28 protein-coding genes are annotated in these 25,833 nt (G+C 51.0%); 16 read left to right on the plus strand and 12 right to left on the minus strand.

Features of this window, described 5'->3' with window-relative positions; all coding sequences use genetic code 11:
• Positions 1-25 precede the first annotated feature (25 nt).
• The 4 genes from dacA to lipA all read left to right on the plus strand — a co-directional run bounded on the left by dacA (position 26) and on the right by lipA (position 3,535).
• The gene (dacA, locus tag SK39_RS04685; RefSeq protein WP_003022711.1) at positions 26-1,237 is read left to right on the plus strand and encodes a D-alanyl-D-alanine carboxypeptidase DacA; all 1,212 of its coding nucleotides are present in this window, start codon (positions 26-28) and stop codon (positions 1,235-1,237) included.
• Between the two features lie 106 nt (positions 1,238-1,343).
• Positions 1,344-1,607: a DUF493 family protein YbeD gene (gene ybeD, locus SK39_RS04690; RefSeq protein WP_003022706.1), complete on the plus strand. Its 264-nt coding sequence runs from the start codon at positions 1,344-1,346 to the stop codon at positions 1,605-1,607.
• A 114-nt stretch (positions 1,608-1,721) separates the two neighbouring features.
• On the plus strand, positions 1,722-2,363 hold the full coding sequence (gene lipB / locus SK39_RS04695) for a lipoyl(octanoyl) transferase LipB (RefSeq protein ID WP_003022703.1): 642 nt from the start codon (positions 1,722-1,724) through the stop codon (positions 2,361-2,363).
• A 206-nt stretch (positions 2,364-2,569) separates the two neighbouring features.
• Positions 2,570-3,535, plus strand: a complete 966-nt coding sequence (gene lipA, locus SK39_RS04700) for a lipoyl synthase (RefSeq protein WP_003022702.1) — start codon at positions 2,570-2,572, stop codon at positions 3,533-3,535.
• A gap of 98 nt (positions 3,536-3,633) precedes the next feature.
• Here the strand turns inward: lipA and tatE are convergent, their stop codons facing one another.
• Positions 3,634-3,837 (minus strand): twin-arginine translocase subunit TatE, encoded by a 204-nt coding sequence (tatE, locus tag SK39_RS04705; protein WP_003022699.1) that lies wholly within the window; start codon positions 3,835-3,837, stop codon positions 3,634-3,636.
• A 128-nt stretch (positions 3,838-3,965) separates the two neighbouring features.
• Positions 3,966-4,754: a deaminated glutathione amidase gene (locus tag SK39_RS04710; RefSeq protein ID WP_016149776.1), complete on the minus strand. Its 789-nt coding sequence runs from the start codon at positions 4,752-4,754 to the stop codon at positions 3,966-3,968.
• A 90-nt stretch (positions 4,755-4,844) separates the two neighbouring features.
• On the opposite strand from SK39_RS04710, the gene crcB reads away from it, so the two are divergent.
• Positions 4,845-5,228, plus strand: coding sequence for a fluoride efflux transporter CrcB (gene crcB, locus SK39_RS04715; protein ID WP_048216708.1), 384 nt, complete (start codon positions 4,845-4,847; stop codon positions 5,226-5,228).
• Positions 5,229-5,280: 52 nt separating this feature from the next.
• Here crcB and cspE read toward each other — a convergent pair whose 3' ends face one another.
• The gene (gene cspE / locus SK39_RS04720) at positions 5,281-5,490 is read right to left on the minus strand and encodes a transcription antiterminator/RNA stability regulator CspE (protein WP_000034825.1); all 210 of its coding nucleotides are present in this window, start codon (positions 5,488-5,490) and stop codon (positions 5,281-5,283) included.
• Between the two features lie 189 nt (positions 5,491-5,679).
• Entirely contained in the window at positions 5,680-6,243 is a 564-nt protein-coding gene (pagP, locus tag SK39_RS04725; protein ID WP_003835590.1) for a lipid IV(A) palmitoyltransferase PagP, read from the minus strand.
• Positions 6,244-6,705: 462 nt separating this feature from the next.
• Between pagP and dcuC the strand changes: the two genes are divergently transcribed.
• A complete protein-coding gene (gene dcuC, locus SK39_RS04730) occupies positions 6,706-8,091 on the plus strand; it encodes an anaerobic C4-dicarboxylate transporter DcuC (RefSeq protein ID WP_003835592.1) in 1,386 nt (461 codons plus the stop codon).
• A gap of 116 nt (positions 8,092-8,207) precedes the next feature.
• Here dcuC and dpiA read toward each other — a convergent pair whose 3' ends face one another.
• Positions 8,208-8,888, minus strand: a complete 681-nt coding sequence (gene dpiA / locus SK39_RS04735; protein WP_003022133.1) for a two-component response regulator DpiA — start codon at positions 8,886-8,888, stop codon at positions 8,208-8,210.
• On the minus strand, positions 8,857-10,518 hold the full coding sequence (gene dpiB / locus SK39_RS04740) for a sensor histidine kinase DpiB (protein ID WP_003847410.1): 1,662 nt from the start codon (positions 10,516-10,518) through the stop codon (positions 8,857-8,859). The genes dpiA and dpiB overlap by 32 nt, the downstream gene beginning before the upstream one ends.
• Positions 10,519-10,907: 389 nt before the next feature.
• Between dpiB and citC the strand changes: the two genes are divergently transcribed.
• The 8 genes from citC (at position 10,908) to rna (ending at position 18,562) form a co-directional block, all read left to right on the plus strand.
• Positions 10,908-11,984, plus strand: coding sequence for a [citrate (pro-3S)-lyase] ligase (gene citC, locus SK39_RS04745; RefSeq protein ID WP_003022129.1), 1,077 nt, complete (start codon positions 10,908-10,910; stop codon positions 11,982-11,984).
• Positions 11,981-12,277: a citrate lyase acyl carrier protein gene (citD, locus tag SK39_RS04750; RefSeq protein ID WP_003022125.1), complete on the plus strand. Its 297-nt coding sequence runs from the start codon at positions 11,981-11,983 to the stop codon at positions 12,275-12,277. Before citC ends, citD begins: the two co-directional genes overlap by 4 nt.
• Complete coding sequence (locus SK39_RS04755; RefSeq protein WP_003022123.1) at positions 12,274-13,182, plus strand: aldolase/citrate lyase family protein; 909 nt, start codon at positions 12,274-12,276, stop codon at positions 13,180-13,182. Before citD ends, SK39_RS04755 begins: the two co-directional genes overlap by 4 nt.
• 9 nt (positions 13,183-13,191) lie before the next feature.
• Entirely contained in the window at positions 13,192-14,724 is a 1,533-nt protein-coding gene (gene citF, locus SK39_RS04760) for a citrate lyase subunit alpha (protein ID WP_003835599.1), read from the plus strand.
• 3 nt (positions 14,725-14,727) lie between these two features.
• On the plus strand, positions 14,728-15,282 hold the full coding sequence (gene citX / locus SK39_RS04765; protein WP_003022118.1) for a citrate lyase holo-[acyl-carrier protein] synthase: 555 nt from the start codon (positions 14,728-14,730) through the stop codon (positions 15,280-15,282).
• The gene (gene citG / locus SK39_RS04770; RefSeq protein WP_003835603.1) at positions 15,251-16,156 is read left to right on the plus strand and encodes a triphosphoribosyl-dephospho-CoA synthase CitG; all 906 of its coding nucleotides are present in this window, start codon (positions 15,251-15,253) and stop codon (positions 16,154-16,156) included. Before citX ends, citG begins: the two co-directional genes overlap by 32 nt.
• Positions 16,157-16,181: 25 nt before the next feature.
• Positions 16,182-17,645 (plus strand): citrate/succinate antiporter CitT, encoded by a 1,464-nt coding sequence (gene citT, locus SK39_RS04775; RefSeq protein WP_003022114.1) that lies wholly within the window; start codon positions 16,182-16,184, stop codon positions 17,643-17,645.
• Positions 17,646-17,755: 110 nt separating this feature from the next.
• Positions 17,756-18,562 carry a ribonuclease I gene (gene rna / locus SK39_RS04780; RefSeq protein WP_048216709.1) on the plus strand — a complete coding sequence of 269 codons (807 nt, stop codon included), beginning with the start codon at positions 17,756-17,758 and terminating at the stop codon, positions 18,560-18,562.
• Positions 18,563-18,603: 41 nt separating this feature from the next.
• On the opposite strand, the gene SK39_RS04785 is transcribed toward rna, so the two are convergent.
• Positions 18,604-19,227, minus strand: a complete 624-nt coding sequence (locus tag SK39_RS04785; protein WP_003022109.1) for a flavin reductase family protein — start codon at positions 19,225-19,227, stop codon at positions 18,604-18,606.
• Positions 19,228-19,323: 96 nt separating this feature from the next.
• Positions 19,324-20,154, minus strand: coding sequence for an alpha/beta fold hydrolase (locus SK39_RS04790; RefSeq protein WP_044712726.1), 831 nt, complete (start codon positions 20,152-20,154; stop codon positions 19,324-19,326).
• A gap of 275 nt (positions 20,155-20,429) precedes the next feature.
• On the opposite strand from SK39_RS04790, the gene rnk reads away from it, so the two are divergent.
• Positions 20,430-20,840, plus strand: coding sequence for a nucleoside diphosphate kinase regulator (gene rnk, locus SK39_RS04795; RefSeq protein WP_003022104.1), 411 nt, complete (start codon positions 20,430-20,432; stop codon positions 20,838-20,840).
• Between the two features lie 183 nt (positions 20,841-21,023).
• Positions 21,024-21,452, plus strand: coding sequence for a universal stress protein UspG (gene uspG, locus SK39_RS04800; RefSeq protein WP_003022101.1), 429 nt, complete (start codon positions 21,024-21,026; stop codon positions 21,450-21,452).
• Positions 21,453-21,521: 69 nt separating this feature from the next.
• On the opposite strand, the gene SK39_RS04805 is transcribed toward uspG, so the two are convergent.
• Genes SK39_RS04805 through SK39_RS04820 form a run of 4 tightly spaced genes read right to left on the minus strand, consistent with a single transcriptional unit; the run spans position 21,522 to position 25,664 of the window.
• Entirely contained in the window at positions 21,522-22,289 is a 768-nt protein-coding gene (locus tag SK39_RS04805) for a dimethyl sulfoxide reductase anchor subunit family protein (protein ID WP_048216710.1), read from the minus strand.
• Entirely contained in the window at positions 22,289-22,846 is a 558-nt protein-coding gene (locus SK39_RS04810; RefSeq protein ID WP_003022094.1) for a 4Fe-4S dicluster domain-containing protein, read from the minus strand. The genes SK39_RS04805 and SK39_RS04810 overlap by 1 nt, the downstream gene beginning before the upstream one ends.
• Positions 22,843-25,113 carry a molybdopterin-dependent oxidoreductase gene (locus SK39_RS04815; RefSeq protein ID WP_003835615.1) on the minus strand — a complete coding sequence of 757 codons (2,271 nt, stop codon included), beginning with the start codon at positions 25,111-25,113 and terminating at the stop codon, positions 22,843-22,845. Before SK39_RS04815 ends, SK39_RS04810 begins: the two co-directional genes overlap by 4 nt.
• Entirely contained in the window at positions 25,110-25,664 is a 555-nt protein-coding gene (locus tag SK39_RS04820; protein ID WP_032936895.1) for a TorD/DmsD family molecular chaperone, read from the minus strand. The genes SK39_RS04815 and SK39_RS04820 overlap by 4 nt, the downstream gene beginning before the upstream one ends.
• Between the last annotated feature and the right edge of the window lie 169 nt (positions 25,665-25,833).

A 25,833-nucleotide genomic window follows, 5' to 3' on the forward strand; every position in this document is an offset into this window, starting at 1 on the left:
CATCACGGACGTCGTAGTTCAGACCATGAAGACCACTTTTTCCGCTCGTTTCGTGCAGCGTATGGCGCTCACCGCGGCTCTCTGCGCAGCTTCTCTCTCTGCTGCCCATGCCGATGACCTGAATATTAAAACCATGATCCCGGGTGTTCCGCAGATCGATGCGGAGTCATATATCCTGATTGATTACAATTCAGGCAAAGTTCTGGCAGAACAGAATGCGGACACTCGCCGCGACCCCGCCAGTCTGACCAAAATGATGACCAGCTACGTCATCGGCCAGGCGATGAAAGCCGGCAAGTTCAAAGAAACCGATCTGGTCACTGTCGGCAATGACGCCTGGGCTACAGGTAACCCGGTGTTTAAAGGTTCATCGTTGATGTTCCTGAAACCTGGAATGCAGGTTCCTGTTTCCCAGCTAATCCGTGGTATCAACCTACAATCCGGGAATGACGCGTGTGTGGCAATGGCGGACTTCGCAGCCGGTAGCCAGGATGCTTTCGTCGGTCTGATGAACAGCTATGTGAACGCGCTGGGCCTGAAAAATACCCACTTCCAGACCGTTCATGGTCTCGATGCTGACGGTCAGTACAGCTCGGCTCGCGACATGGCGATGATTGGCCAGGCGCTGATTCGTGACGTGCCTAACGAATACTCTATCTATAAAGAAAAAGAGTTCACCTTTAACGGCATTCGTCAGTTAAACCGCAACGGCTTGCTGTGGGATAACAGCCTGAATGTCGACGGTATCAAAACCGGTCATACCGACAAAGCTGGCTATAACCTCGTTGCATCCGCAACCGAAGGTCAGATGCGTCTGATCTCTGCCGTCATGGGTGGCCGCACCTATAAAGGTCGCGAAACCGAAAGTAAAAAACTGCTGACCTGGGGCTTCCGTTTCTTTGAAACCGTGAATCCACTGAAAGTCGGTAAAGAGTTTGCTTCAGAACCGGCCTGGTTTGGTAACACCGATCGTGCATCGTTAGGCGTAGATAAAGATGTCTACCTGACTATTCCGCGCGGCCGCATGAAAGATCTGAAAGCAAGCTATGTGCTGAACACCACAGAACTGCATGCACCGCTGCAGAAAAACCAGGTTGTCGGCACCATCAACTTCCAGTTGGATGGCAAAACCATCGAACAGCGCCCGCTGGTAGTCCTGCAGGAAATCCCTGAAGGCAACTTCTTTGGGAAAATCATTGATTACATTAAATTAATGTTCCATCACTGGTTTGGCTAAAAATCGAACACTTGAAAGTGTGATTTACGTCCCCATATACTAGGTATCCAGATAACTCCCACACGCTGTGGGAGTTATTATTTATTGATGTAACGCCGGAGCTGACATGAAAACCAAACTTAACGAACTGCTTGAATTCCCTACTCCATTTACTTACAAAGTAATGGGGCAGGCGTTGCCTGAGCTGGTTGATCAGGTGGTTGAAGTGGTACAGCGCCATGCGCCAGGTGATTACTCTCCGACGGTAAAACCGAGCAGCAAAGGCAACTACCACTCGGTCTCAATCACTATTACTGCTACACACATTGAGCAGGTTGAAACGCTGTACGAAGAATTAGGCAATATCGATATCGTACGCATGGTACTGTAAAAACCTGTTGGTTACCCGCTGCATCCCCGCTCGGGTAACCCCTCCCTCCTGTGATATACTTTTTCCCCTCTTTTATATTCTCTACTCTATGTGAGTATCTACGGAGATGCCGTTTTGTATCAGGATAAAATTCTGGTCCGCCAGCTCGGTCTTCAACCTTACGAGCCAGTTTCTCTGGCCATGCACGAATTCACCGATACCCGCGATGAAAACAGTTATGACGAAATCTGGCTGGTAGAGCATTATCCTGTTTTTACCCAGGGTCAGGCAGGTAAAGCAGAGCACGTACTGATGCCGGGCGATATTCCGGTGATCCAGAGCGATCGTGGCGGCCAGGTGACCTACCACGGGCCGGGCCAGCAGGTCATGTATGTGCTGTTGAACCTGAAGCGTCGCAAACTTGGCGTTCGTGAACTGGTTACGCTGCTGGAACAAACCGTCGTCAATACACTTGCGGAAATCGGCATTGATGCCCACCCGCGAGCCGATGCGCCTGGCGTATACGTCGGGGAGAAGAAAATCTGCTCTTTGGGATTACGTATTCGTAGAGGATGTTCGTTTCACGGCTTAGCGCTCAACGTGGATATGGATTTGTCGCCTTTCCTGCGTATCAATCCTTGTGGTTACGCCGGAATGGAGATGGCGAAAGTATCGCAGTGGGATAGCGCAGCCACGACCGAGAGCGTTCGCCCACGCCTGCTGGCCAACATATTAGCGCTGTTGGGTAACCCACCGCACGAGTACGTTGCAGACTGAAAATACGGTCATACTTTGCCACGGCAAATGTTGTGGCAAATGGCACAAAACAACAACTATTTTACATTTTGCCAGCCTGTCAGGCTGCTTTCTGGCCCGTTTCAATGATATACTGCGTATCACTAATTCAAAAATAGTTGATAAATGCAACATTCCCTTGAATTGAAACGCTTTCCTTCGTAATTCGCAACTGGAACACGCAAGCTATGAGTAAACCCATTGTGATGGAACGCGGTGTTAAATACCGCGATGCCGATAAGATGGCTCTTATCCCGGTAAAAAATGTGGCAACAGAGCGTGAAGCCCTGCTGCGTAAACCGGAATGGATGAAAATAAAACTGCCAGCGGACTCCACTCGCATCCAGGGCATCAAAGCGGCAATGCGCAAGAATGGCCTGCACTCTGTCTGCGAAGAAGCTTCCTGCCCTAACCTGGCTGAATGTTTCAATCACGGAACCGCAACCTTTATGATCCTCGGCGCAATCTGTACCCGCCGTTGCCCATTCTGTGACGTTGCCCATGGCCGTCCGGTTGCTCCGGATGCTAACGAGCCGTTAAAACTTGCTCAGACGATTGCTGACATGGCGCTGCGCTATGTCGTCATTACCTCCGTTGACCGCGACGATCTGCGTGACGGCGGCGCTCAGCACTTTGCTGACTGTATCACCGCTATTCGTGAGAAAAGCCCGTCGATTAAAATCGAAACGCTGGTGCCTGACTTCCGTGGTCGTATGGATCGCGCGTTGGATATCCTCACCGCCACGCCGCCAGACGTGTTTAACCACAACCTCGAAAACGTACCGCGTATTTATCGCAATGTACGTCCGGGGGCAGACTACAACTGGTCACTGAAGCTTCTGGAACGTTTCAAGGAAGCGCACCCGGAGATTCCGACTAAATCAGGTCTGATGGTTGGTTTGGGCGAAACCAATGCAGAAATCATTGAGGTCATGCGTGACCTGCGCAGTCATGGCGTGACCATGCTGACGCTGGGGCAGTATTTACAGCCAAGCCGTCACCACCTGCCGGTTCAACGCTATGTAAGCCCGGATGAGTTCGATGAGATGAAAGCCGAAGCTATGGCCATGGGCTTTACCCATGCAGCCTGCGGTCCATTCGTTCGCTCTTCATACCATGCAGACATGCAGGCCAAAGGGCTGGAAGTGAAGTAATCGTGTAATACTCACTTACATATCAGTAATAAAAAAACCGGCAAATTGCCGGTTTTTTTTCATGCAGAGTATGCAGTATGAGCATCATGCTCCTGACATTACTCTTTATGAGAAAGCTTCTCAGCCTGAACGCTACCATCAGCATCTTTCTTAGCATCGGCATTATCGTCGTTCATTGCTTTCTTGAAGCCCTTGATTGCCGTTCCCAGGTCTCCACCCAGTGTACGTAACTTCTTGGTACCAAACAGCAGAACAACCAGTGCGGCAACCACCAGCAGTTTGGTAATACTAATCTCACCCATAGATACCTTCTTCACTTAAACCAGGCTGCATAAAGCGCCATATTAACCTGAGAATATTAACGGCCTTTCGACGCGCGCACACAATAGCAATCTGTAACAAGGTGAATCAAGCCTTGTTTAAAAAAACGTCATAATAATTGCGGTGGCGCAAAACGTCGGTTACTTAACACCGGAAGTTGTGCCCTGACCTGCCTTACCCGCTCTGCAGAAACCTCGGCCATAATTAGTGCAGGCGTTTCCGCCGCAGCAGCAATGGTCACACCAAAAGGGTCGATGACCCGGCTTTGGCCGATATTCTTATTACCGCACTCTCCCGCCGCAATCAGGTAACACGTTGCATCTAACGCTCTTGCAGCCAAAAGCGTAGACCAGTGATGCTCTTTAAGCGATCCCCGTACCCAGGCTGCGGGTAATACGAGAATTTCCGCTCCCTGCAATGCGTGCGCCAGCGCCAGCTCAGGGAAGCGCAGATCATAACAGGTCATTAACCCTACTTTTAACCCGCCTACGTCCAGCAGCGGCGCTATGGCGTCCCCTGCATCCACATTTCGTGACTCCTGAATCGAAAAGGCGTCGTAGAGATGTAATTTAGCGTAATGGGCAACTACCTGACCTGCCCGTAGCGCCACCAGCATGTTAAACGCCCGTCCAGGCACAGAGGGAACATGAATCGTCAGGATTGTCGTCATCTCGTTTTGCGCGCTTTCTCGCAGCAAGCGCGTCAAAAACCCGCCTTCCAGCAATTGAGCTGATTTCACTGACAGATCAGGGTCCAGATCGTCACGGGCCAGAAGCGCTTCCGGTAATACCAGTAACGATGCCCCCTCTCCCGCAGCCTGAGACATCAGTAAAACGCAGGTTTCTGCATTTTTTTCCCATGAAGGTCCCACGGCAAATTGCCCTGCTGCAACGAACATATTCCCTCCAGAAAACGTTGTTAGGCTCGCCAACCACGATTATTCAGCGTTACACTCATCCTATATACAATCAAATAGCAGGATTACGCAGTGTTACAACTCCTTTTAGCGGTTTTTATCGGTGGTGGTACAGGTAGTGTAGCAAGATGGATGTTGAGCATGAGGTTTAACCCGCTACATCAGGCCATTCCATTCGGTACGCTGACTGCAAACTTACTTGGCGCATTTATCATTGGTATGGGTCTGGCATGGTTTAATCGCATGACAAACATTGATCCAATGTGGAAGGTACTGATTACAACTGGCTTTTGCGGGGGACTAACAACATTTTCCACTTTCTCGGCTGAGGTGGTGTTTTTGCTACAGGAAGGACGCTTTGGTTGGGCTATGTTGAATGTGCTGGCGAATCTGCTGGGATCATTTGCGATGACCGCCCTGGCATTCTGGCTGGTTTCGGCCTCTCCCGCACACTGAGGCGAAAAAAAACCCGCAATTAAGCGGGTTTTGAATGCTTGCTGTCGTATGCTTACAGAGCGATTACGTTTGCAGCAGAAGGGCCTTTGGCACCGTTAGTGATTTCGAACTCTACACGCTGACCTTCAGCCAGAGTTTTAAAACCATTGGTCTGGATTGCAGAGAAGTGTACGAACACGTCTTTGCTGCCATCTTCCGGAGTAATGAAACCGAATCCTTTGGACTCATTAAACCACTTAACGTTACCTTTAATCTTAGACATCAAAATTACCTTTACATGAAAAATAGACACAAATGCTGTGTCGGGTATCAGTACAACAATTGTGGTGCACTTTGTCCAGTCGAACTTTATCAAAAAGTGATAAATGTCGCGTTATTTTTCAGTTAACGCTGATATCACACTGTTTTAAAAAGACTTTTTAATAATCCATCTGACAATACAGGTAGTCCATCAAAACTGGAAACGCATCCACGCAAAGTAGACGTTACCGTTGTTGTACGTTCCCGGAATGTAGGTCATCTGGAACGTTGCCGGACCATACCCTATCGATGCCAGCGGTAACAGCACGGGTACCGGAATGTAGTTCCAGTTATCACGCGCGGTAAAACCGGCGGTAAAACCGAGACCTGTATGGAAATTTTCATCGGCCAGCGGTCGCCAGGTTTTTTCCCAGCCATAACCACCAATGGGTTCCCATTTATTGTAGGAATCCTTAAAGGCCATTATATAAAGTCCGTGCCAGTTACCTTTATCATCCCAACGGGATTGACCAAATCCTGCCCCCCACGGGCGTTCATTGTAGCGATCCGTTTTTTCTTTATCGTAGGCAAAGCGTGCATGCCAGGTAATAGCCGGTATATACAAATCATAATGTTCCGGCTGCTGCCAGGTTTCACTGACGTTGTCTTTAAAAGTAGCGAACCAGCCTTTATCTTCAGCAGCGCCCTGGGGAATGAAAGCTAACTGAATAAAAAGAAATGAAAAAATGAGAAAATATCGTTTAGCGACAATCACAACTTAATTACCATCCTGGGATTTATTATTAATTGTAGCAAACCCAACCTTAATGTTAGCTTAACAAAAATGCGCAGCTAAAAAATCAGAATATTCCTCAGCATGAAATTTTTAAGATACTTAGCCCTTAATTTATTGAGCCATTTCATAGGAACTATTTTCTCTTTATTGCCAATAAATTGTTCCTTACTCCGGAAAAAGTTAAATAACTTTACAATAAATTAACAATTAAGAATCAATGCCACCACAAAACACACACACCGGCGCTGCACTTCACAGTTTTTTATTGTGAGATTCTTTTTTTAACCACGATGCTGAAAAAACGGCTAAGCCATCGCTTGAATCCGTATTTTTATTGATTTTAATCAGCAAGAGTTATCGGTTTATTAGGCACATTCTGTCACCACTTTTTACTTTTTTTAGTTTTTTTACTTTCTGGGCAGCAATGCGACAGGGGAAACGATGTTGACATTTATTGAACTCCTTATTGGAGTTGTGGTTATTGTGGGTGTAGCGCGCTACATCATTAAAGGTTATTCCGCGACAGGCGTACTGTTTGTTGGCGGTCTGGTTTTGCTGATTATCAGTGCGCTGATGGGGCATAAAGTGTTGCCATCCAGCGCGGCATCGACGGGCTATACGGCAACAGACATTGTTGAATATATTAAAATTTTGCTGATGAGCCGTGGTGGCGATCTCGGCATGATGATCATGATGCTGTGTGGTTTTGCCGCCTATATGACCCATATTGGCGCGAACGATATGGTCGTTAAGCTGGCCTCCAAGCCCCTGCAATACATCAACTCTCCTTACCTGCTAATGATTGCCGCCTATTTTGTCGCCTGCCTGATGTCACTGGCGGTTTCTTCAGCAACCGGTCTGGGCGTTTTGCTGATGGCAACACTGTTCCCGGTCATGGTTAACGTTGGAATCAGCCGTGGCGCTGCAGCGGCTATTTGTGCCTCCCCTGCTGCAATTATTCTTTCACCAACATCCGGTGATGTGGTGCTGGCGGCAAAAGCTGCGGAAATGCCGCTGATCGATTTCGCCTTTAAAACCACGCTGCCAATTTCCATTGCCGCCATCATTGCTATGGCGATTGCCCACTTTTTCTGGCAGCGTTATCTGGATAAAAAAGAGAACATTTCTCATGAAATGTTAGATGTGGCTGAAATCACCACGACTGCCCCGTCATTTTACGCCATTCTGCCGTTTACCCCGATCGTTGGCGTCCTGATTTTTGATGGTAAATGGGGCCCGCAGCTGCACATCATTACGATTCTGGTTCTGTGCATGCTCATCGCGGCTATTCTGGAGTTCGTACGTGGGTTCAACACCCAAAAGGTTTTCTCTGGTCTGGAAGTCGCTTACCGTGGCATGGCGGATGCCTTTGCTAACGTGGTGATGTTGTTAGTCGCTGCGGGTGTTTTTGCCCAGGGTCTGAGCACAATCGGCTTTATTCAGAGTCTGATTTCTATCGCCACCTCGTTTGGTTCAGCGAGCATTATCTTGATGATGGTGCTGGTGATCCTGACTATGTTGGCGGCAATGACTACGGGTTCCGGTAACGCCCCGTTCTACGCCTTCGTTGAGATGATCCCTAAGCTGGCGCATTCTTCCGGCATTAACCCGGCTTACCTTGTTATCCCGATGCTGCAGGCGTCAAACCTTGGGCGCACCATCTCCCCGGTCTCCGGCGTGGTTGTCGCTGTAGCAGGTATGGCAAAGATTTCTCCGTTCGAAGTGGTGAAACGTACTTCGGTTCCGGTTCTGGTTGGACTGCTGGTGGTGATTATCGCAACTGAAGTGATGGTACCAGGTTCTTCTTCAGCCGTCGTTGGCGGCTGATACTCAGTGAAATTTAGGCCGGATTAGGCATCTACGCCGCATCCGGCATTTAAACCGCACCATTGCCGGATGTCGATGCTAAAGCATCTTATCCGGCCTACGTCAGAAATCAGCATTTAGCCGCCATGATAAATACGCTGCGGCCTACCCACCTTACCGTGAATAATCTCCGCAATAATCAAATGACGGCTGGCACAGTACTCCAGGTAGCGTCTGGAAGTCGTTCGGCTGATGGTAAGCGCCTGGGCGATCGTTTCCGCAGTATGGTGTACCGTCGGGTCGGCGAATAATTTCAACACTGCATTCAGTGTTAACGCATCAATCCCGGTCGGTAAATCCCCTTTCGGTTCGCCCCGCGCGTAGGCATTAAACATTTCATCAATCTGCTTTTGGCTGGCGCTGTCATTCCCCGCCAACATGCGTCGACGTTGCTGATAACGCGTCAGGGTCTGCCCCAGCCGCTCGTAGGCAATGGGTTTGACCAGGTAATCAAACGCACCGCTGCGCACGGCCTCGGAGACCGTTTCCATATCGCTGGCCGCCGTGGTAAACACTACGCCGCCCGGATAGCGCGCCTGGGTCAGCTCATGCAGCAACGTAATTCCCTTGCCGTCCGGCAAGTAGTTATCGAGCAGTATCAGACCGGGCTTAAAACGCTCAATCATCATCCTCGCCTGCTCAAGATTACCCGCCAGCCATATCTGGCTGAAACCGGGTATATGGCGGATATATTCAGCATGCATTTCCGCCAGTAGCGTTTCATCCTCAACGATCAACAGCGTTAATGGTTCCGTCATTATTTTTTTTCACTTTCGGAAGAAATAAAGAAAATAAGGTACCGCAAGGGGAGTTATCTTCGAGCGTAATCACCCCGTCACAGCGCCTCACATAACTTGCAATTAGATACAAACCGATGCCATGTTCACCTGGTTCATCGGTACGGGTGCTCACACCCTGTTCAAATATTTTCTCACGCAATGCTTCCGGCACACCGCATCCCTGATCGGCAACTTCGATGATCACGTCATCCCCTTCATCGCTCAAATAGAGCTCTACGACATTGTTGCCTTGCTGGGTGCGCAAGCTCGCTTCGAATGCATTATCAAGCAGATTGCCAACAATTGCTGCAAACTCTGTGCTATCCAGCCCCTCGGGGAGTTGATGCAGTTGGCTCCCCGGAACGATAGTCATGGTGAGGCCCAGTTCCCGCGCGCGCTGCACCTTGCCAAACAACAGACCGGCGACCTGACGATCGGCAAACGCGCCACGCAGGCTGTCAATCAGTTGCTGTTGCGCCTGGGATTCTCCCTGCACCATGGCCAGAACCTTGTCATATTCTTTCATTTGCAGCAGGCCATTGATAGTCGACATCCAGTTCAGGTGCTCATGACGCAGCGTTCTCAGGCTCTCTACATACTGTTTGATCTGCGTTAATTGCGCATTAAGGGTAGCAATTTCATCTTTACTACGAAAACTGATGATTGCCCCAAGCAGTTCGTCACCAGAGCGAATCGCTTCACGGTTGGCGATAACGCTCAGGCCATTAAAGTTTACCATCGCATCCTGTCGTTTTTCCGCAATCTGTTGGGTGAAAAAGTCCGCTGGCTGAACCACCTCACTCACCGGTTTTCCAAGCCACTTTCGCCCTGGTGAAGACAGCCCCAGCATTTTCCTCGCACTGCGGTTTATTGCGGTGATATATCCATCAGGATCCACGGCAATCAATCCTTCATATACCGAGCTGAACAACGCTTCCTGCTGACGTACCACCCGCGCAATTTGTTTCGGTTCCATACCCAACATCTGCCGACGAATATGGGCAGCGAAAAACCAGGAGAGCAGCATAAGTACCAACAACAGCAAGATAAACACACCGGCCATCGGGAGTAAGAAATCCGATCGCCAGCTATCGATTTTGCTGATCAGATAACCAATTGAGACTACGCCAATGATTTTGCCATCGTCATCAAAGATGGGCGTTTTAGCGCGCATTGCCATCCCGATGGACCCTTTACCGGTAATAAAGTAGCTCTCCCCTTTTTCCAGCGCACCGGGTTTGGTGAACTGCATCGGGTAGCCAATTTTTTCCGGGTTCGGATGATATAGACGAATGGAGTTGGTATCCCCGATAACCACATAGTCGAAGTCAGTTCCGCTCTGCAGTTTGTCGGCAATCGTCGCCAAACGCTTGTAATCACGATGTTTAACCGCCGTAATGATACTCTCGTTAGAGGCGATGATTTTGGCCTGGTTCATTGCCATATCGCGGACATGCGCGGCCAGATAATCTTCGAAGCTGGCGGTAAAGTATTGTGCCAGGGCGGCGATGATAAAAACAGAAACGACCAAAATAAGCAGAAAGATGCGTAAAGGAAACGCCAGGCTGCGGAAAAAAGGAAACCGTGTTTTATTTTTCTGCTCAGCCATATATCTTCCTCATCCACGTTACCCGAAACTTATTTCTCATTGTAGTTGTAATAGAAATGTTTTATTTACACGTTACGGTATAAAACAAGATCGTTGCAGATTCCCCACTTTAAATCAATTAAACAAATTAAAACCACACGCTATTTCGAGGTTAAATTAATTAAAAAACTTAAAACCATAAAACACATTAAAACCTTCTAACTTATTGTGAAATAAATCAAAAATTACCTCCAAAATACCCCTTACGATGTATGCAGCAGGGAAAAAAAGAAATACTCCGTAATAAAAAACCATTCCCTTCAATTGCAAACAAAACGTTATCAGGTTGCTAAGCAGAGCAACAAAAACAGAAACCCAGTAACAAATATAGCATCGGGGCTCTATTCACTATGTTCGGTAATAATATATTCACGCAAGTTAAACGCTCAGAAAATAAAAAGATGGCGGCTATCACGCAATTTCTGAAAGAGAATGATTTGAGCGTTGACACCACCGTCGAAGTATTTATCACCGTCACCCGTGACGACCGCCTGATTGCCTGCGGCGGTATCGCTGGGAATATTATTAAATGTGTCGCCATCTGCGAATCCGTACGGGGCGAAGGCTTAGCGCTGACGCTGGCGACCGAGTTAATCAACCTCGCCTATGAGCGCCACTGTACGCACCTCTTCATCTATACCAAAACCGAGTACGAATCGCTGTTTAAACAGTGTGGCTTTTCTACGCTGACCAGCGTTCCCGGCATTATGGTGCTGATGGAAAACAGCACCACGCGTCTGAAACGTTACGCTGAATCTCTGGCAAAACAGCGTCGTGAAGGGAAAAAAATTGGTTGCATCGTCATGAACGCCAACCCCTTCACCAACGGACATCGTTTTCTGATCCAACAGGCGGCCGCACAATGTGACTGGCTGCATCTGTTTTTGGTCAAAGAGGATACCTCACGGTTTCCGTATGAAGACCGGTTGGATCTGGTGCTTAAAGGGACAAAAGATATTCCACGTTTAACCGTGCATCGCGGTTCGGAATACATCATTTCCCGCGCCACGTTCCCGTGCTACTTCATCAAAGAGCAGAGCGTTATTAACCACTGCTACACCGAAATAGACCTGAAAATCTTCCGCCAGTACCTGGCACCGGCTCTCGGCGTTACACATCGTTTCGTCGGTACCGAGCCGTATTGCACCGTCACCTCCCAGTACAACAACGATATGCGCTACTGGCTGGAGACCCCAACGCTTCCCGCCCCACCGATTGAACTGGTGGAAATTGAGCGGCTGTGCTTCCAGGAGATGCCGATTTCCGCCTCTTGGGTGCGCAAGTTGCTGGTTAAAAAAGATCTCACGGCTATCGCATCCCTGGTCCCTGACGCCACGCTGCACTATCTGCAAAGCATGGTTGAACGAGCCTCATCAGGTGCGGCAGTCCGCCAAAATACCCCCGCATTAGCAACAGGTGAAAAATGAAAATAAACCAGGCAGCCGTCGCAGGCACACTCGAGTCCGGTGATGTGATGATTCGCATCGCCCCACTCGATTCGCAGGATATTGACCTGCAGGTTAACAGTAGCGTCGAAAAACAGTTCGGTGATGCCATCCGGACCACCATCCTGGACGTTCTGTCCCGCTACAACGTACGCGGCGTGCAATTAAATGTTGATGATAAAGGCGCACTGGACTGCATTTTACGTGCGCGACTGGAAGCACTACTGGCCCGCGCTGGCGGTATTCCGGCACTGCCATGGGAGGATTGCCAGTGATTTCCGCATCTTTGCAACAACGTAAAACCCGTACTCGCCGCAGCATGTTGTTCGTACCGGGTGCCAATGCCGCCATGGTCAGCAACTCGTTCATCTACCCGGCAGATGCACTGATGTTCGACCTGGAAGACTCCGTCGCGTTGCGTGAAAAAGATACCGCTCGCCGCATGGTGTACCACGCGCTGCAGCATCCGCTGTATCACGACGTTGAAACCATCGTGCGTGTAAACGCCCTCGACTCCGAATGGGGCATCAACGACCTTGAAGCAGTGGTACGCGGCGGTGCTGACATCGTACGTTTACCGAAGACCGATACCGCGCAGGATGTCATCGACATCGAAAGTGAAATTCTGCGCATCGAGAACGCCTGTGGCCGTGAACCCGGCAGCACCGGCCTGTTAGCCGCCATTGAGTCGCCGTTAGGCATTACCCGTGCGGTAGAAATTGCCCACGCTTCCGAGCGCCTGATCGGTATTGCTCTGGGTGCGGAAGATTATGTGCGTAACCTGCGCACTGAACGCTCGCCAGAGGGTACTGAACTGCTGTTTGCCCGCTGCTCTATTTTGCAGGCTGCACGTTCTGCCGGTATTCAGGCGTTCGACACCGTGTATTCCGATGCCAACAACGAAGCAGGTTTCCTGCACGAAGCCGCACACATCAAGCAGTTGGGTTTTGACGGCAAGTCGCTCATCAACCCGCGCCAGATCGAACTCCTGCATAACCTGTACGCCCCGACGCGCAAAGAGCTGGCTCACGCCCGTTTGGTCGTAGAAGCCGCTGAAGCCGCTGCCCGCGAAGGTCGTGGAGTGGTTTCCCTGAACGGCAAAATGGTCGACAGCCCGGTTATCGAGCGCGCCCTTCTGGTTATCTCCCGTGCAGAACTTTCCGGCATTCGCGAAGAATAAGGCAAAAAAATGACGCAGAAAATCGAACAGTCTCAACGCCAGGATCGCGTGGCGACCTGGAGCCGTCATGCAGAAAGTGAGCTTTCCGCTTATCAGAGCACCGCAAAAGTAGAACTACAGGCGCAAAAACCGCGCGACAAAAAGCTGTGCGCTAACCTGGAAGACGCCATTCGTCGTTCGGGTTTACAGGATGGCATGACCATCTCTTTCCACCACGCTTTTCGCGGTGGCGATCTGACCATTAACCTGGTGATGGACGCCATCGCCAGTATGGGTTTCAAAAACCTGACGCTGGCCTCCAGCTCTCTGAGCGATTGCCATGCTCCGCTGGTTGAGCACATCCGTCAGGGCGTGGTCAGCCGTATTTATACCTCCGGGTTGCGTGGCCCGCTGGCGGAAGAGATCTCCCGTGGCCTGCTGGCCGAACCGGTACAGATTCACTCCCACGGTGGACGTGTACACTTGGTACAAAGCGGCGAACTCAGCATTGATGTGGCGTTCCTCGGCGTACCGTCCTGCGACCAGTTTGGTAACGCCAACGGTTATACCGGTAAAGCATGCTGCGGCTCACTGGGCTATGCCCGCGTAGACGCCGAAAACGCGAAACAGGTTGTCCTGCTGACTGAACAACTGCTGACCTATCCACATAACCCTGCCAGCATTACACAGGATCAGGTAGATCTGATCGTGCAGATCGATCAGGTCGGCGATGCGGACAAAATCGGTGCTGATGCGACCCGCATGACCACTAACCCGCGAGAACTGTTAATCGCCCGTAGCGCGGCAGAGGTCATTGCTAACTCCGGCTACTTCAATGAAGGCTTCTCACTGCAGACAGGCACCGGCGGCGCTTCTCTGGCCGTGACGCGTTTCCTGGAAGACAAAATGCGCAGCCGTGATATCCGTGCTGACTTCGCGCTGGGCGGCATCACCGCCACCATCGTGGATCTGCATGAAAAAGGCCTGATTCGCAAACTGCTGGACGTGCAGAGCTTCGACCGTAACGCCGCGGAATCTCTGGCCCGCAATCCAAACCATATCGAAATCAGTGCAAACCAGTATGCCAACTGGGGTTCAAAAGGCGCATCCGTTGACCGTCTGGATGTGGTGGTACTGAGCGCATTAGAAGTAGACACCAACTTCAATGTGAACGTACTGACCGGTTCTGACGGCGTACTGCGAGGCGCATCCGGCGGACACTGCGATACGGCTGTGGCCGCAGCGCTTTCCATCATCGTCGCACCGCTGGTTCGCGGACGCATCCCGACGCTGGTTGATAACGTGCTGACCTGCGTAACCCCTGGCTCCAGCGTTGACATTCTGGTCACTGACCACGGTATCGCCGTCAACCCTGCACGTCCGGAACTGGCAGAACGACTGAAAGAAGCCGGTATGAAAGTGGTGTCCATTGGATGGCTGCGCGAACGTGCACAGCAACTCACCGGTCAGCCACGCGCTATCGAATTCACTGACCGCGTGATTGCCGTTGTGCGTTATCGCGACGGTTCAGTGATTGACGTTGTGCATCAGGTGAAGGAATAAGCCATGCACCTGCTCCCTGAACTCGCCACCCAACACGCGGTTTCGATTCCCGAGCTGCTCGCCAGCCGCGATAAGAGACAAGCAAGGCAACAGGACTGGCTGACACGCCACTCTGCGCCGCTGGTCTCGTTCACCGTGGTTGCACCGGGTCCGATTAAAGACAGCGCATTAACCCGTCGCATCTTTAATCACGGCGTAACCGCCTTGCTCGCACTGGCGGAACAATCTGCCTGGATTGTCAGGGAGCAAACAGCGCTGGTTTCTGCCAGTGGTCCAGAAGGTCTTTTGTCTATTGAGGCTCCGGCCCACGACCTCAAGCTCGCCACGATTGAACTTGAGCATTCACACCCGCTGGGACGGCTATGGGACATCGATGTCCTGACCCCTGAAGGGGAAATTCTGTCCCGGCGTCATTTCGCACTCCCCGCCCGCCGCTGTCTGCTGTGCGAGCAAAGTGCTGCCGACTGTGCGCGGGGTAAAACCCACGCACTTTCCGACTTACTCACTCAGATGGAGGCACTGCTGCATGATGCCGATTCCCGCAACATCAACCAATAATGCAGTCCTTCCTCTGGATCTGCCTGATGCTTACGCAACGCTCGCGTGGCGCGCCATGCTGACTGAAGTCAACCTGTCACCCAAACCCGGTCTGGTAGATCGTATTAACAACGGCGCGCATAAAGATATGGCGCTGGAAGATTTTCATCGCAGCGCCGAGGCTATTCAGGCCTGGCTGCCACGTTTTATTGAATATGGGGCGTTTAGCGCACAGCTGTCGCCTGAGGATGTATTGAAAGGACTGCGCCCGCTGGGCATGGCCTGCGAAGCTGATATGTTTCGCGCCACCGCTGGGGTGAATACCCACAAAGGCAGCATCTTTTCTCTGGGCCTGCTGTGCGCCGCCATTGGCCGTCTGCACCAGCTCCAACTAACTGTTACCGCTGAAACCATTTGCTCTACGGCAGCAACATTTTGCCGTGGTCTGACCGAGCGCGAACTGCGCCAAAACAATCAACAACTCACGGCAGGCCAACGTCTTTATCAGCAACTGGGATTAACCGGCGCACGGGGCGAAGCCGAAGCGGGATACCCGCTAGTCATCCAGCATGCCCTGCCGCACTACCGCGCACTGCTGACTCAGGGCCGCGACCCTGAACTGGCGTTACTCGACACTTTATTGCTGCTGATGTCTATCAACGGCGACACCAACGTGGCTTCACGTGGCGGCGCAGAAGGTCTGCGTTGGCTACAGCAGCAGGCCACCGCCCTGATGCAGCAAGGGGGGATTCGTACCCCTGCCGATCTCGAATACCTACACCAGTTCGACCAACAGTGCATTGAACGCAACCTCAGTCCCGGAGGCTGCGCCGATCTGCTGATCGTCACCTGGTTCTTAGCTCAGATTTCACAAGTTCATCATTATCACAATTAAAGATCCTTTCCGGAGAATCACACACATGTCTTTAGCAAAAGATAAAATATGGAAGTTACTGGCCCCATTGGTCGTAATGGGCGTCATGTTTCTTATCCCCGTCCCTGATGGAATGCCTCCACAGGCCTGGCACTACTTTGCCGTGTTTGTGGCGATGATCGTCGGTATGATCCTCGAGCCAATTCCGGCAACAGCGATCAGCTTTATCGCCGTAACGATCTGCGTTATCGGCAGCAACTATCTGCTGTTTGATGCTTCAGAACTGGCCGACCCGGCATTTAAAGCGGGTAAGCAAGCGCTGAAATGGGGTCTGGCGGGCTTCTCCAGCACCACCGTGTGGTTGGTGTTTGGTGCGTTTATCTTCGCACTGGGTTATGAAGTCACCGGTCTGGGTCGTCGTATCGCGCTGTTCCTGGTGAAATTTATGGGTAAACGCACCCTGACGCTGGGCTATGCGATTGTTATCATCGACATTCTGCTGGCACCGTTTACACCGTCTAACACCGCGCGTACCGGTGGTACCGTATTCCCGGTTATCAAAAACCTGCCACCGCTGTTTAAATCATTCCCGAACGATCCTTCCGCGCGCCGTATCGGCGGATATCTGATGTGGATGATGGTAATCAGTACCAGCCTGAGCTCCTCTATGTTCGTGACCGGCGCTGCGCCAAACGTACTGGGTCTGGAATTCGTCAACAAAATTGCCGGTATTCAAATCAGCTGGCTGCAATGGTTCCTCAGCTTCCTGCCGGTTGGTATTATTTTGCTGATCGTTGCTCCGTGGTTGTCATACGTTCTGTACAAACCAGAAGTCACTCACAGTGCTGAAGTTGCCGCATGGGCCGGTGATGAACTGAAAGGCATGGGTAAACTGACCCGTAAAGAGATAACGCTGATCGGTCTGGTTCTGCTCAGCCTGGGCCTGTGGGTCTTCGGTGGTAAACTGATTGATGCAACCGCAGTGGGTTTGCTTGCTGTCTCCCTGATGCTGGCGCTGCATGTGGTACCGTGGAAAGACATTACCCGCTATAACAGCGCATGGAACACCCTGGTTAACCTCGCCACGCTGGTCGTTATGGCGAATGGTTTAACCCGTTCAGGCTTCATCGACTGGTTCGCCAACACCATGAGCACGCACCTGGAAGGCTTCTCGCCTAACGCGACCGTAATCGTGCTGGTGCTGGTGTTCTACTTTGCTCACTACCTGTTTGCCAGCCTTTCTGCACACACTGCCACCATGCTGCCGGTTATTCTGGCTGTCGGTAAAGGTATCCCGGGCGTGCCGATGGAACATCTGTGTATCCTGCTGGTACTGTCCATCGGTATCATGGGCTGTCTGACTCCATATGCAACAGGCCCTGGCGTTATCATCTACGGATGTGGTTATGTGAAGTCCAAAGACTACTGGCGTCTGGGTGCTATCTTCGGCGTTATCTACATCTCTATGCTTCTGCTGGTCGGCTGGCCGATTCTGGCAATGTGGAGCTAATCATTTCGGTTCACACCTGATGAAAATGATGCCAGTCAGCTAAACCTGACTGGCATTTTTTATGATTAAATAGATGATATTCAGAATTTATATAAGTATCCGAAATCATCATGACATCAACATGGCGTTATTCTTCGTTGTTGGCAGCACTCCTGCTGCCGGTTTCTGCAGCTCAGGCCGATGAACTTCAGGCAAAACAGTACGCTGATTTTGACAGCTACGTGCTGGCCCTCTCCTGGCAAACCGGATTTTGTCAGAGCCAACACGAGCGTAATCGTCAGGAGCCTGACGAATGTCGTTTACAAAAAGAGAGCGCAGACAAAGCGGATTTCCTGACCGTTCACGGTTTATGGCCCAGCCTGCCTAAATCCATTGCCGCCCGTGGAGTCGACAACCGCCGCTGGATGCGTTTTGGCTGCGCGACTCGCCCTATTCCCAACCTGCCTGAAGCACGTGCCAGCCGTAAATGCGCGGCCCCCGAAACCGGGCTGTCGCTGGAAAGCGCAGCAAAACTCAGCGCCGTAATGCCCGGCGCTGGAGGGAGATCCTGTCTGGAACGTTACGAGTATGCCAAACATGGCGCATGTTTCGGTTTTGATCCCGACGCGTACTTTGGCACGATGGTACGGCTGAATAATGAGGTTAAGAACAGCGAGGTGGGCAAATTCCTGGCGGAAAACTACGGCAAAACTGTCAGCCGTAACGCATTTGACGCCGCAGTTGCCAAAAGCTGGGGCAAAGAGAACGTCAAAGCTGTGAAGCTAAGCTGCCACGGCAATCCGGCGTATCTCACTGAGATCCAGTTATCCCTGAAAGCCGACAACATCAACCAGACGTTATCTGCACAGTCATTCTTACCGCAACCGCATCCGGGTAGCTGCGGTAAACGGTTTATTATCGACAAAGTGGGATATTGAAACTTGCAACCGACGCTGCAAGCTGGCGTCGGTCCGTAAGCTCAGCGTTTTGCTCGTGCATCCGGGCGAACTAAATCAAAACGGTGTGTTTCACTGATCGAATAATACGCCGTTGGCCCACCTGCACGCAGTACCGGCTTCGCTTTCGCCGTCTGATAGATGCCGTCTTCCAGGAGCGTTTCATCAATGTGGATGCCCACCACTTCCCCCAATACCAGCCAGGTATCAACCGGTGAGCCATCAGCGGTAGTCAGTTGCAGGCTTTGCGATAAGCGACACTCAAAATTGACCGGGCTTTGCGCCACGCGCGGCACGTTGACTATCCGGCTATCTGCTTTACTAAGCCCGGCGGCAAAAAACTCGTCTTCACCGTGCGGCAAGCTGGCTGACGTTTCGTTCATCGCAGTGGCCAGCTCAAGAGTCGTCAGGTTCCAGACAAATTCACCGGTTTCGATAATATTCTGCACGCTGTCTTTCCAGCCGCTGCTAGCGAAACCGATAATCGGCGGATGATAGTTAAAACAGTTAAAGAAACTGTATGGTGCCAGATTGTGCCGACCATTGCCGTCACGCGACGCAATCCAGCCAATCGGGCGCGGTCCAATGATGGCATTTAGCGGGTCATGCGGTAAGCCGTGTCCCTGTGACGGTTGATAGAAATACATAGCGTTCCCTGTTGAAGTTAACGTCAGCGCAGCACAAATTATGCTTCGCTCATCCCCCTGGAAAAAGAAGATCAGCGTAGAACAATCTGCCAACGATTACGACTGAATAAAGTTGAGCAGGTCACCGTTGATCTGTTGTTTATGGGTGGTGCAAATGCCATGCGAGCCGCCGACATATACCTTCAACTGCGAATCAGGCAGTATTTCCGCCGCGATCTTTCCGCAGGTTTCAAACGGGACAATCTGATCGTCATCACCGTGGATCACCAGCGTCGGGATGGTCATCTTTTTGAGGTCCTCACGCAGATCTGTTTCCGAAAACGCGTGGATACAGTCGTACAACGCTTTGATGGAACCTTGTAAACCCTGTTCAACAAAACTTTCCCTGACGGCTTTCGACTCTTTTGCGCCAGGACGGTTGTAGCCATAGAATGCAGCGGTTAATTCATAGAAAAAGGCGGCGCGATCGTTCACAACCCCCTCACGGATGCCATCGAATACCTCTTTCGGCACGCCATTTGGATTAAAGTCAGTCTTGATCATGATGGGCGTCACCGCGCCAATTAACACCGCTTTTGCCACCCGCTGCGTCCCATGCCGGCCAATATAACGAGCCACTTCCCCACCGCCGGTAGAGTGTCCGACATGGACGGCATCTTTAAGATTGAGATGCGCGGTAAGTTCAGCCAGATCGTCAGCATACTGATCCATATTGTGACCATCCCAGGGTTGGGCCGAACGCCCATGTCCACGCCTGTCATGGGCGATCACACGAAATCCTTTCGACCCGAGGAACAACATCTGATCCTCAAACGCATCTGCCGTCAGCGGCCAACCATGACTGAAGACAATGGGCTGTCCACTTCCCCAGTCTTTAAAATGCAAATAGCTGCCGTCTTTCAAGGTAAGTTTGTCGTACTGGCTCATGAGATCTCCTGTCGCGGAACACTGAGTTGTTTGACGCGCCCGCAGCGAGCGCTTAAAAAGCATAATGCAAATTGGAGAACGATCACGTTTTTCGGCTAAAATCACACCATACGCGACAATATTGATGATTTGCCTGAATGTGAACTAAATCACTTCAAACATGGGGTAAGTCTCAGTATCATCATAAAAGCTAAACCCTTGCCGCCTGACGGTGAGGGTTTTCTTTTGGGATTATTTACCTGCGCACCCGCAGTATCGACGACATGGAGTAATAAATGTCCAGACCAACTATCATCATTAACGACCTCGATGCGGAACGCATTGACCGCCTGTTGGAGCAACCTGCGTTTGCTGGTTTACCGATTGCCGACGCCCTTAACGCCGAGCTGGATCGTGCCCAAATGTGTTCTCCAGAAACCATGCCGCACGATGTCGTGACCATGAACAGCCGCGTGAAATTCCGCAATCTGAGTGATGGCGAAGTCCGTGTGCGTACCCTGGTGTATCCGGCCACTATGACTGACAGCAGCACACAGCTTTCGGTAATGGCACCTGTCGGCGCTGCACTTTTGGGGCTGCGCGTTGGTGATACCATTCACTGGGAACTGCCAGGCGGGACCTCAACGCACCTCGAAGTTATTGAGCTTGAGTACCAGCCTGAAGCTGCAGGCGACTACCTGCGCTAACTCTGTCTTATCAAAGCCACTCGCTTTATCTTACAGGGGATGCATCCGCATCCTCTTTCCGGTTAGATCTCCCTGCTCCTCGCTTTCTTTCATGTTCGCAAAACATAAATCTGTGTCGTGACTGACAGAATCATTTTTAATACTATGCTGTTATGTGTTCATGTAATGACAAGGAGAATGTTTATGTACAACACAATCATAATGCCTGTTGATGTATTCGAAATGGAACTGAGCGACAAGGCTATTCGCCATGCAGAATTTCTGGCCCAGGATAAAGGGGTTATCCATCTGCTGCATGTGCTGCCAGGCTCAGCGAGCCTAAGTCTGCATCGCTTTGCCGCTGACGTTCGTCGTTTTGAAGAGCATCTGCAACACGAAGCGGAAACCCGTCTGCAAACGATGGTCGGTCACTTCAGCATAGATCCTTCCCGTATTAAGCAACACGTCCGCTTTGGCAGCGTCCGTGACGTGGTCAACGAGTTGGGTGAAGAGTTGAATGCAGATGTCGTTGTCATTGGGTCGCGTAACCCATCAATCAGCACCCATCTGCTCGGCTCAAACGCTTCCAGCGTTGTCCGTCACGCGACTTTGCCAGTGCTGGTTGTTCGTTAACTGCCACTGATTCGCTAAAGAAAACCCCTGCCAGGTTAACGCCTGACAGGGGTTTTTATTACCTCACGATCAATACAAATGACCGATATTCACGATGGTGCTGATCGTATCGCCAAAGAACGTCAGACGACTCAGGAATATGCCAACAAACAGCAGGACAAAAATCGCTTTTGCGCGACGCTCTCCCTGACGGCTTAGCACAAAGGCCACCGCCAGACAGACCAGACTCGCCAGATAAAGCGGCGACGTCAGCCAGGCATGCGCCGTCATCTGCATGATAGTGCCGCCGCTTAGCCAGATAATGGGCGCGGCGATCATGACCGCCATACACACAACAATCCCCTGGCGCAATGCGGCAACGGCAGGTGCAAGGTTAAGCAGTGGAATCGCCGCACACCCCATCACCCACACCGTGATAAAGAACAACAGCATTGTCAGACCGTTGGCTATCGCCACCATTGCCGGGGCAGCATAGGTCATCCCCTGCACCGCCACCAGCGCGATACCGAGAACAGAGGCCAGAACAGCTGGCGCTTTGTGCCCTTTTACCAAAAACGTCACCCCGACCGCCGCACCGTATAAGGTTGCGCCAAGAATTTCACGGCTCAGCCAGGCGTGCTGCAGGTTAATCAGGGCATCGTAGGCGCGATCCGGATGCGCAAGGTGCAGGATCGCTGCAACGGACGCCACCGCCAGAACCAGCCCACTTACCAGCCAGTACAGGCGTTTGCTTTCCAGTTTTCCTTGCAGCGTGCGTAGCGTCAGAATGAGCGTGATCCCAACCGACATCTGGCTCAATACGGTAAAAATAACCAGCGGAAGTTCATACTTTTCCATTACTTGCCCTCCGGCTGCTTCGGCTGACGCGCAAGGATAAAACGCGTGCCAGGATTAAGCTGCGGCATACGCGGGAATCCCGGCGGATACTGTACGGCATTGTCAGGTATAGGATCGGCATCCAGATCGATAAGCGTCAGCGCACCTACCGGACAGGCATTCACGCAAGCCGGTTGCATACCAACATCAAGGCGCTCGTAGCACATGCTGCATTTTTCCGCTTTCTTCGTCTCCTCATTAAAACGCGGCGCACCGTATGGGCAGTTGCGGATACAGTTTTTGCATCCAATACAGCGCTCCGGGTTATGCACCACGACACCATCTTCACGCTTGGTGTACGCCTCTACCGGACACGCCGCCAGACAGGCCGGGTTTTCGCAGTGGTTACAGGCCAGCGAATAGAACGCCCGCTCTTCATGCGGATAAATTTCTTTATCCAGCGGGTAGACATAGCGCCAGAAACGTTCAGGTTCCAACTGGTTAAAACTCTTACACGCCATTGCACAGCCACGGCAGCCGATGCATTTATCGCTATTAACTAAAAACGCGCGTCTCATGCCGCTGCTCCTTTACTGATCAAAATGATGTCCGCAAACTGACTGTGGATAGCCGCACCTGGCGCACCGGTTTTCATCAACCCCATATCGGCTGGGGTATCCGCCACCACGTTTTGAACGTTGTATTTCCGTTTCGGGAACCACGCCTCGTACATCACCAGGAAATCTTCCGGAACGTTAGCGGTTACCTTCGCACGCAGTTCTACTTCACCTACGGTGTTAAACACTTTCACCAGGTCGTTTTCGGCAATGCCTCTTTTTTCTGCGGAAATCGGATGCATATAGACAAACGGCTCCGGATAGAAGACCTGCATCCAGTCAAGGTTGATAAATTGGGAATGGATACCGAACTGCACATGCGGTGTAAACAAGTGGAATGGCAGCGTGCTTTTCGCCTCCGGTTTGTATTCCGGCAGCGCCGTATGACCATTTTTCTCACACAGCTCAGATCTGAACTCAAACTTTCCTGAGGGGGTTTTAAATTTGCGGTCATACCAGGCCGCAGAACTCGGCAAAATGGCTTTTTTCGGGCCATCCAGTAAGTCATCCCAGGAGGAGATGCCAAACATTTTGGCCATTCCGTCATTGAATTCCTGGTCCAGCCAACGCTTATGATTGAACTCCTGCGGGAATGTGCAAGAACCCGGCTCCAGCTTGTTGATTGTGCGGGAAAGTAAAACGGCGATTTCCAGATCGCATTTTGCCTCGTACATTGGCTTAATTGCAGGCTGGTTGATTGAGAGCCAGTAGTGCCAATATGAGGCGTCTACGTTCCACTCTTCAAAGGCCGTGGTGACAGGCAAAACGATATCGGCATGCTGGACGGTCTCGTTAAAGAACTGATCGGCACAGACCACCATTTCCAGTTTTTCGAATGCTTTTTCCATCTTGCTGCGATCAAAATCCTGAGCAAACGGGTTCTTACAGGCAACCCAAAGCATTCGGACAGGCGGCTCGTTGGCTTCCAGAATTCCCTTGGCGGTCTGGTTGATATTCAATGAGCGATCGGAATACTGTGCGACTTCCCCCGCAGAACCAAACTCGCTGGTAGTTCCCGCCGCACCTGGCATACCGATGGAGCCTACCGGTGGCTTCTGCAGCATGGCGTTGTAGTTAAAGCCCCAGGTATGCAGATGACCGTAGCGAGCGCCGCCGCCTTCAATGCCAATATTGCCGGTCATTGCCACAAAGGCATCGATCGCCCGTACGTTAGCGCCGCCGTTAACATGACGCTGCATGCCGTAGCCAATCCACACGGTAGCAGGGTTAACCGCGGTAAATTCTTCCGCCAACTGGCGAATAACATCCGCCGACAGCCCGCAAATCTCAGACGCCCACTCTACGGTAACGCTGTTGCGCAGATAGGCTTCGAATTCCGGGTAACCATGGGAATAGTTGTTGACGAAATCCTGGTCCACCAGACCTTTATCCACCAAATGACGTGCCATACCCAGCGCCAGCGCACCATCAGAACCAGGACGAACGCGTAAATAGAGATCGGCTTTCGCAGCGGTCTGGGTTAACAGCGGATCGATAACGACCACTTTCGCCCCTTTCTCCCGCGCCTGGTAGATATACTTCATGGTGTGCATAGAGCACCAGGCCGGGTTAGCGCCCCAGATAATGATGTATTTTGCTTTCACAAAATCTTCCGGGTCGTTACACCACATATCACCCATATCGTAGTTCTGGGCATCGATACCGGCTGGCCAGCAAGGTGTTCCGGCAAAACGCGTGGTGTAACCCAGCGAAGACATCATCCCTTCAACCGCATAGTTCAATACCCCAAATTTGCCGGAATATTTGGTCATCGCCAGACCCAGCATTGAACCGTCTTTCTTTTTAATCTCCAGCATCTTGGTCGCAATGCGTTGCATTGCTTCGTCCCAGGAAATACGACGCCAGTTCCCGCTACCGCGAACATCCTGAACCATCGGATATTTAATGCGGTCCGGGCTGTATACCCGACGCGGGTAGCTCAGTCCCTTCACACACGGAGTTCCATGCGTAAACGTTGACTCAGGCGCACCCTCCACAAAGGTGATGACGTCATCCTTCACCCAGGTTTTCAGGCTACAAGTGTCATAGCAGTTACGCGGACAGGCGTTACGATAGATTTTGTAGGTTTTGGGGTTAAATGGAATGGGCGGTTGCGCCAATGCACAGCGTGAAGTCAGCAATCCCCCTGGCAGGGCTGCGACCGTGCCAAGGGCAATCAACCCTTTCAAAAATGAACGTCTGTTCAGAACTCCCGGTTCATTACTCATATTGATACTCTCGTTTTTAATTCATCAAGCCAAGAAGACAATCTTCCAGCAACGTTTTTCAACGTGGCGGTTTGTGCATTTATATTTATTTTTTCTATATACTCGGGCACCCACACCGCGACATACTCAGAGGCATATCGAGTAAGGGTCACCTGGTATTCTGACGATGCTCTGGCATTAGCTGATAATAAAACCGCCAATTCCAATACACAGGAAATATGATCATCCGGAATATTATTCACGACACTTATAGATAACCCTATATTTGCCATGAATTCCCGAATGCTAAGGGTTGATTTACCCATTACAAGGGCATCTTCTTCAAGATAAACCGAGGCAAACGGCGCGGCCTTTAGCTTCTGCGGTCCGACAAACAGCGCATTGAAGTCGTACTCCGCTTCCAGCCACTCCTGCTCTGTTAGCACCGAGGCATTTGTATCTAAAGCTGAATAAGCCGCTTTCAGCGTGCAATTATCGTGAGAGATAAAAAAATCACGTAACAATAACCCTGTCGATTCAAAGATCGTCAGGGTTTCATATATTTCACCCATGAATTAACCAACCATTTATTCACACAACAAATGAAAAAATAATGCAGGTTAATATAATAAAGATAACGCCCTCTCTTTCTTTGATGAAAATAATGATCAGGCTAATTAAGTGAATGTTTTATACGGTTTATTGTTTCAAGAATTGACAATGTGAGTATATGGAAATAAA

The sequence above is a fragment of the Citrobacter sp. BIDMC107 genome (genome assembly GCF_001037575.1).
Lineage (GTDB): Bacteria > Pseudomonadota > Gammaproteobacteria > Enterobacterales > Enterobacteriaceae > Citrobacter > Citrobacter freundii.

Coding starts and splice junctions, on each gene's coding strand:
- dacA (WP_003022711.1), top strand. CDS start 26: ATGAAGACCACTTTTTCCGCTCGTTTCGTGCAGCGTATGGCGCTCACC.
- ybeD (WP_003022706.1), top strand. CDS start 1,344: ATGAAAACCAAACTTAACGAACTGCTTGAATTCCCTACTCCATTTACT.
- lipA (WP_003022702.1), top strand. CDS start 2,570: ATGAGTAAACCCATTGTGATGGAACGCGGTGTTAAATACCGCGATGCC.
- tatE (WP_003022699.1), bottom strand. CDS start 3,837: ATGGGTGAGATTAGTATTACCAAACTGCTGGTGGTTGCCGCACTGGTT.
- SK39_RS04710 (WP_016149776.1), bottom strand. CDS start 4,754: ATGTTCGTTGCAGCAGGGCAATTTGCCGTGGGACCTTCATGGGAAAAA.
- cspE (WP_000034825.1), bottom strand. CDS start 5,490: ATGTCTAAGATTAAAGGTAACGTTAAGTGGTTTAATGAGTCCAAAGGA.
- dcuC (WP_003835592.1), top strand. CDS start 6,706: ATGTTGACATTTATTGAACTCCTTATTGGAGTTGTGGTTATTGTGGGT.
- dpiA (WP_003022133.1), bottom strand. CDS start 8,888: ATGACGGAACCATTAACGCTGTTGATCGTTGAGGATGAAACGCTACTG.
- dpiB (WP_003847410.1), bottom strand. CDS start 10,518: ATGGCTGAGCAGAAAAATAAAACACGGTTTCCTTTTTTCCGCAGCCTG.
- citC (WP_003022129.1), top strand. CDS start 10,908: ATGTTCGGTAATAATATATTCACGCAAGTTAAACGCTCAGAAAATAAA.
- citD (WP_003022125.1), top strand. CDS start 11,981: ATGAAAATAAACCAGGCAGCCGTCGCAGGCACACTCGAGTCCGGTGAT.
- citF (WP_003835599.1), top strand. CDS start 13,192: ATGACGCAGAAAATCGAACAGTCTCAACGCCAGGATCGCGTGGCGACC.
- citX (WP_003022118.1), top strand. CDS start 14,728: ATGCACCTGCTCCCTGAACTCGCCACCCAACACGCGGTTTCGATTCCC.
- citG (WP_003835603.1), top strand. CDS start 15,251: ATGATGCCGATTCCCGCAACATCAACCAATAATGCAGTCCTTCCTCTG.
- citT (WP_003022114.1), top strand. CDS start 16,182: ATGTCTTTAGCAAAAGATAAAATATGGAAGTTACTGGCCCCATTGGTC.
- rna (WP_048216709.1), top strand. CDS start 17,756: ATGACATCAACATGGCGTTATTCTTCGTTGTTGGCAGCACTCCTGCTG.
- SK39_RS04785 (WP_003022109.1), bottom strand. CDS start 19,227: ATGTATTTCTATCAACCGTCACAGGGACACGGCTTACCGCATGACCCG.
- SK39_RS04790 (WP_044712726.1), bottom strand. CDS start 20,154: ATGAGCCAGTACGACAAACTTACCTTGAAAGACGGCAGCTATTTGCAT.
- rnk (WP_003022104.1), top strand. CDS start 20,430: ATGTCCAGACCAACTATCATCATTAACGACCTCGATGCGGAACGCATT.
- uspG (WP_003022101.1), top strand. CDS start 21,024: ATGTACAACACAATCATAATGCCTGTTGATGTATTCGAAATGGAACTG.
- SK39_RS04805 (WP_048216710.1), bottom strand. CDS start 22,289: ATGGAAAAGTATGAACTTCCGCTGGTTATTTTTACCGTATTGAGCCAG.
- SK39_RS04810 (WP_003022094.1), bottom strand. CDS start 22,846: ATGAGACGCGCGTTTTTAGTTAATAGCGATAAATGCATCGGCTGCCGT.
- SK39_RS04815 (WP_003835615.1), bottom strand. CDS start 25,113: ATGAGTAATGAACCGGGAGTTCTGAACAGACGTTCATTTTTGAAAGGG.
- SK39_RS04820 (WP_032936895.1), bottom strand. CDS start 25,664: ATGGGTGAAATATATGAAACCCTGACGATCTTTGAATCGACAGGGTTA.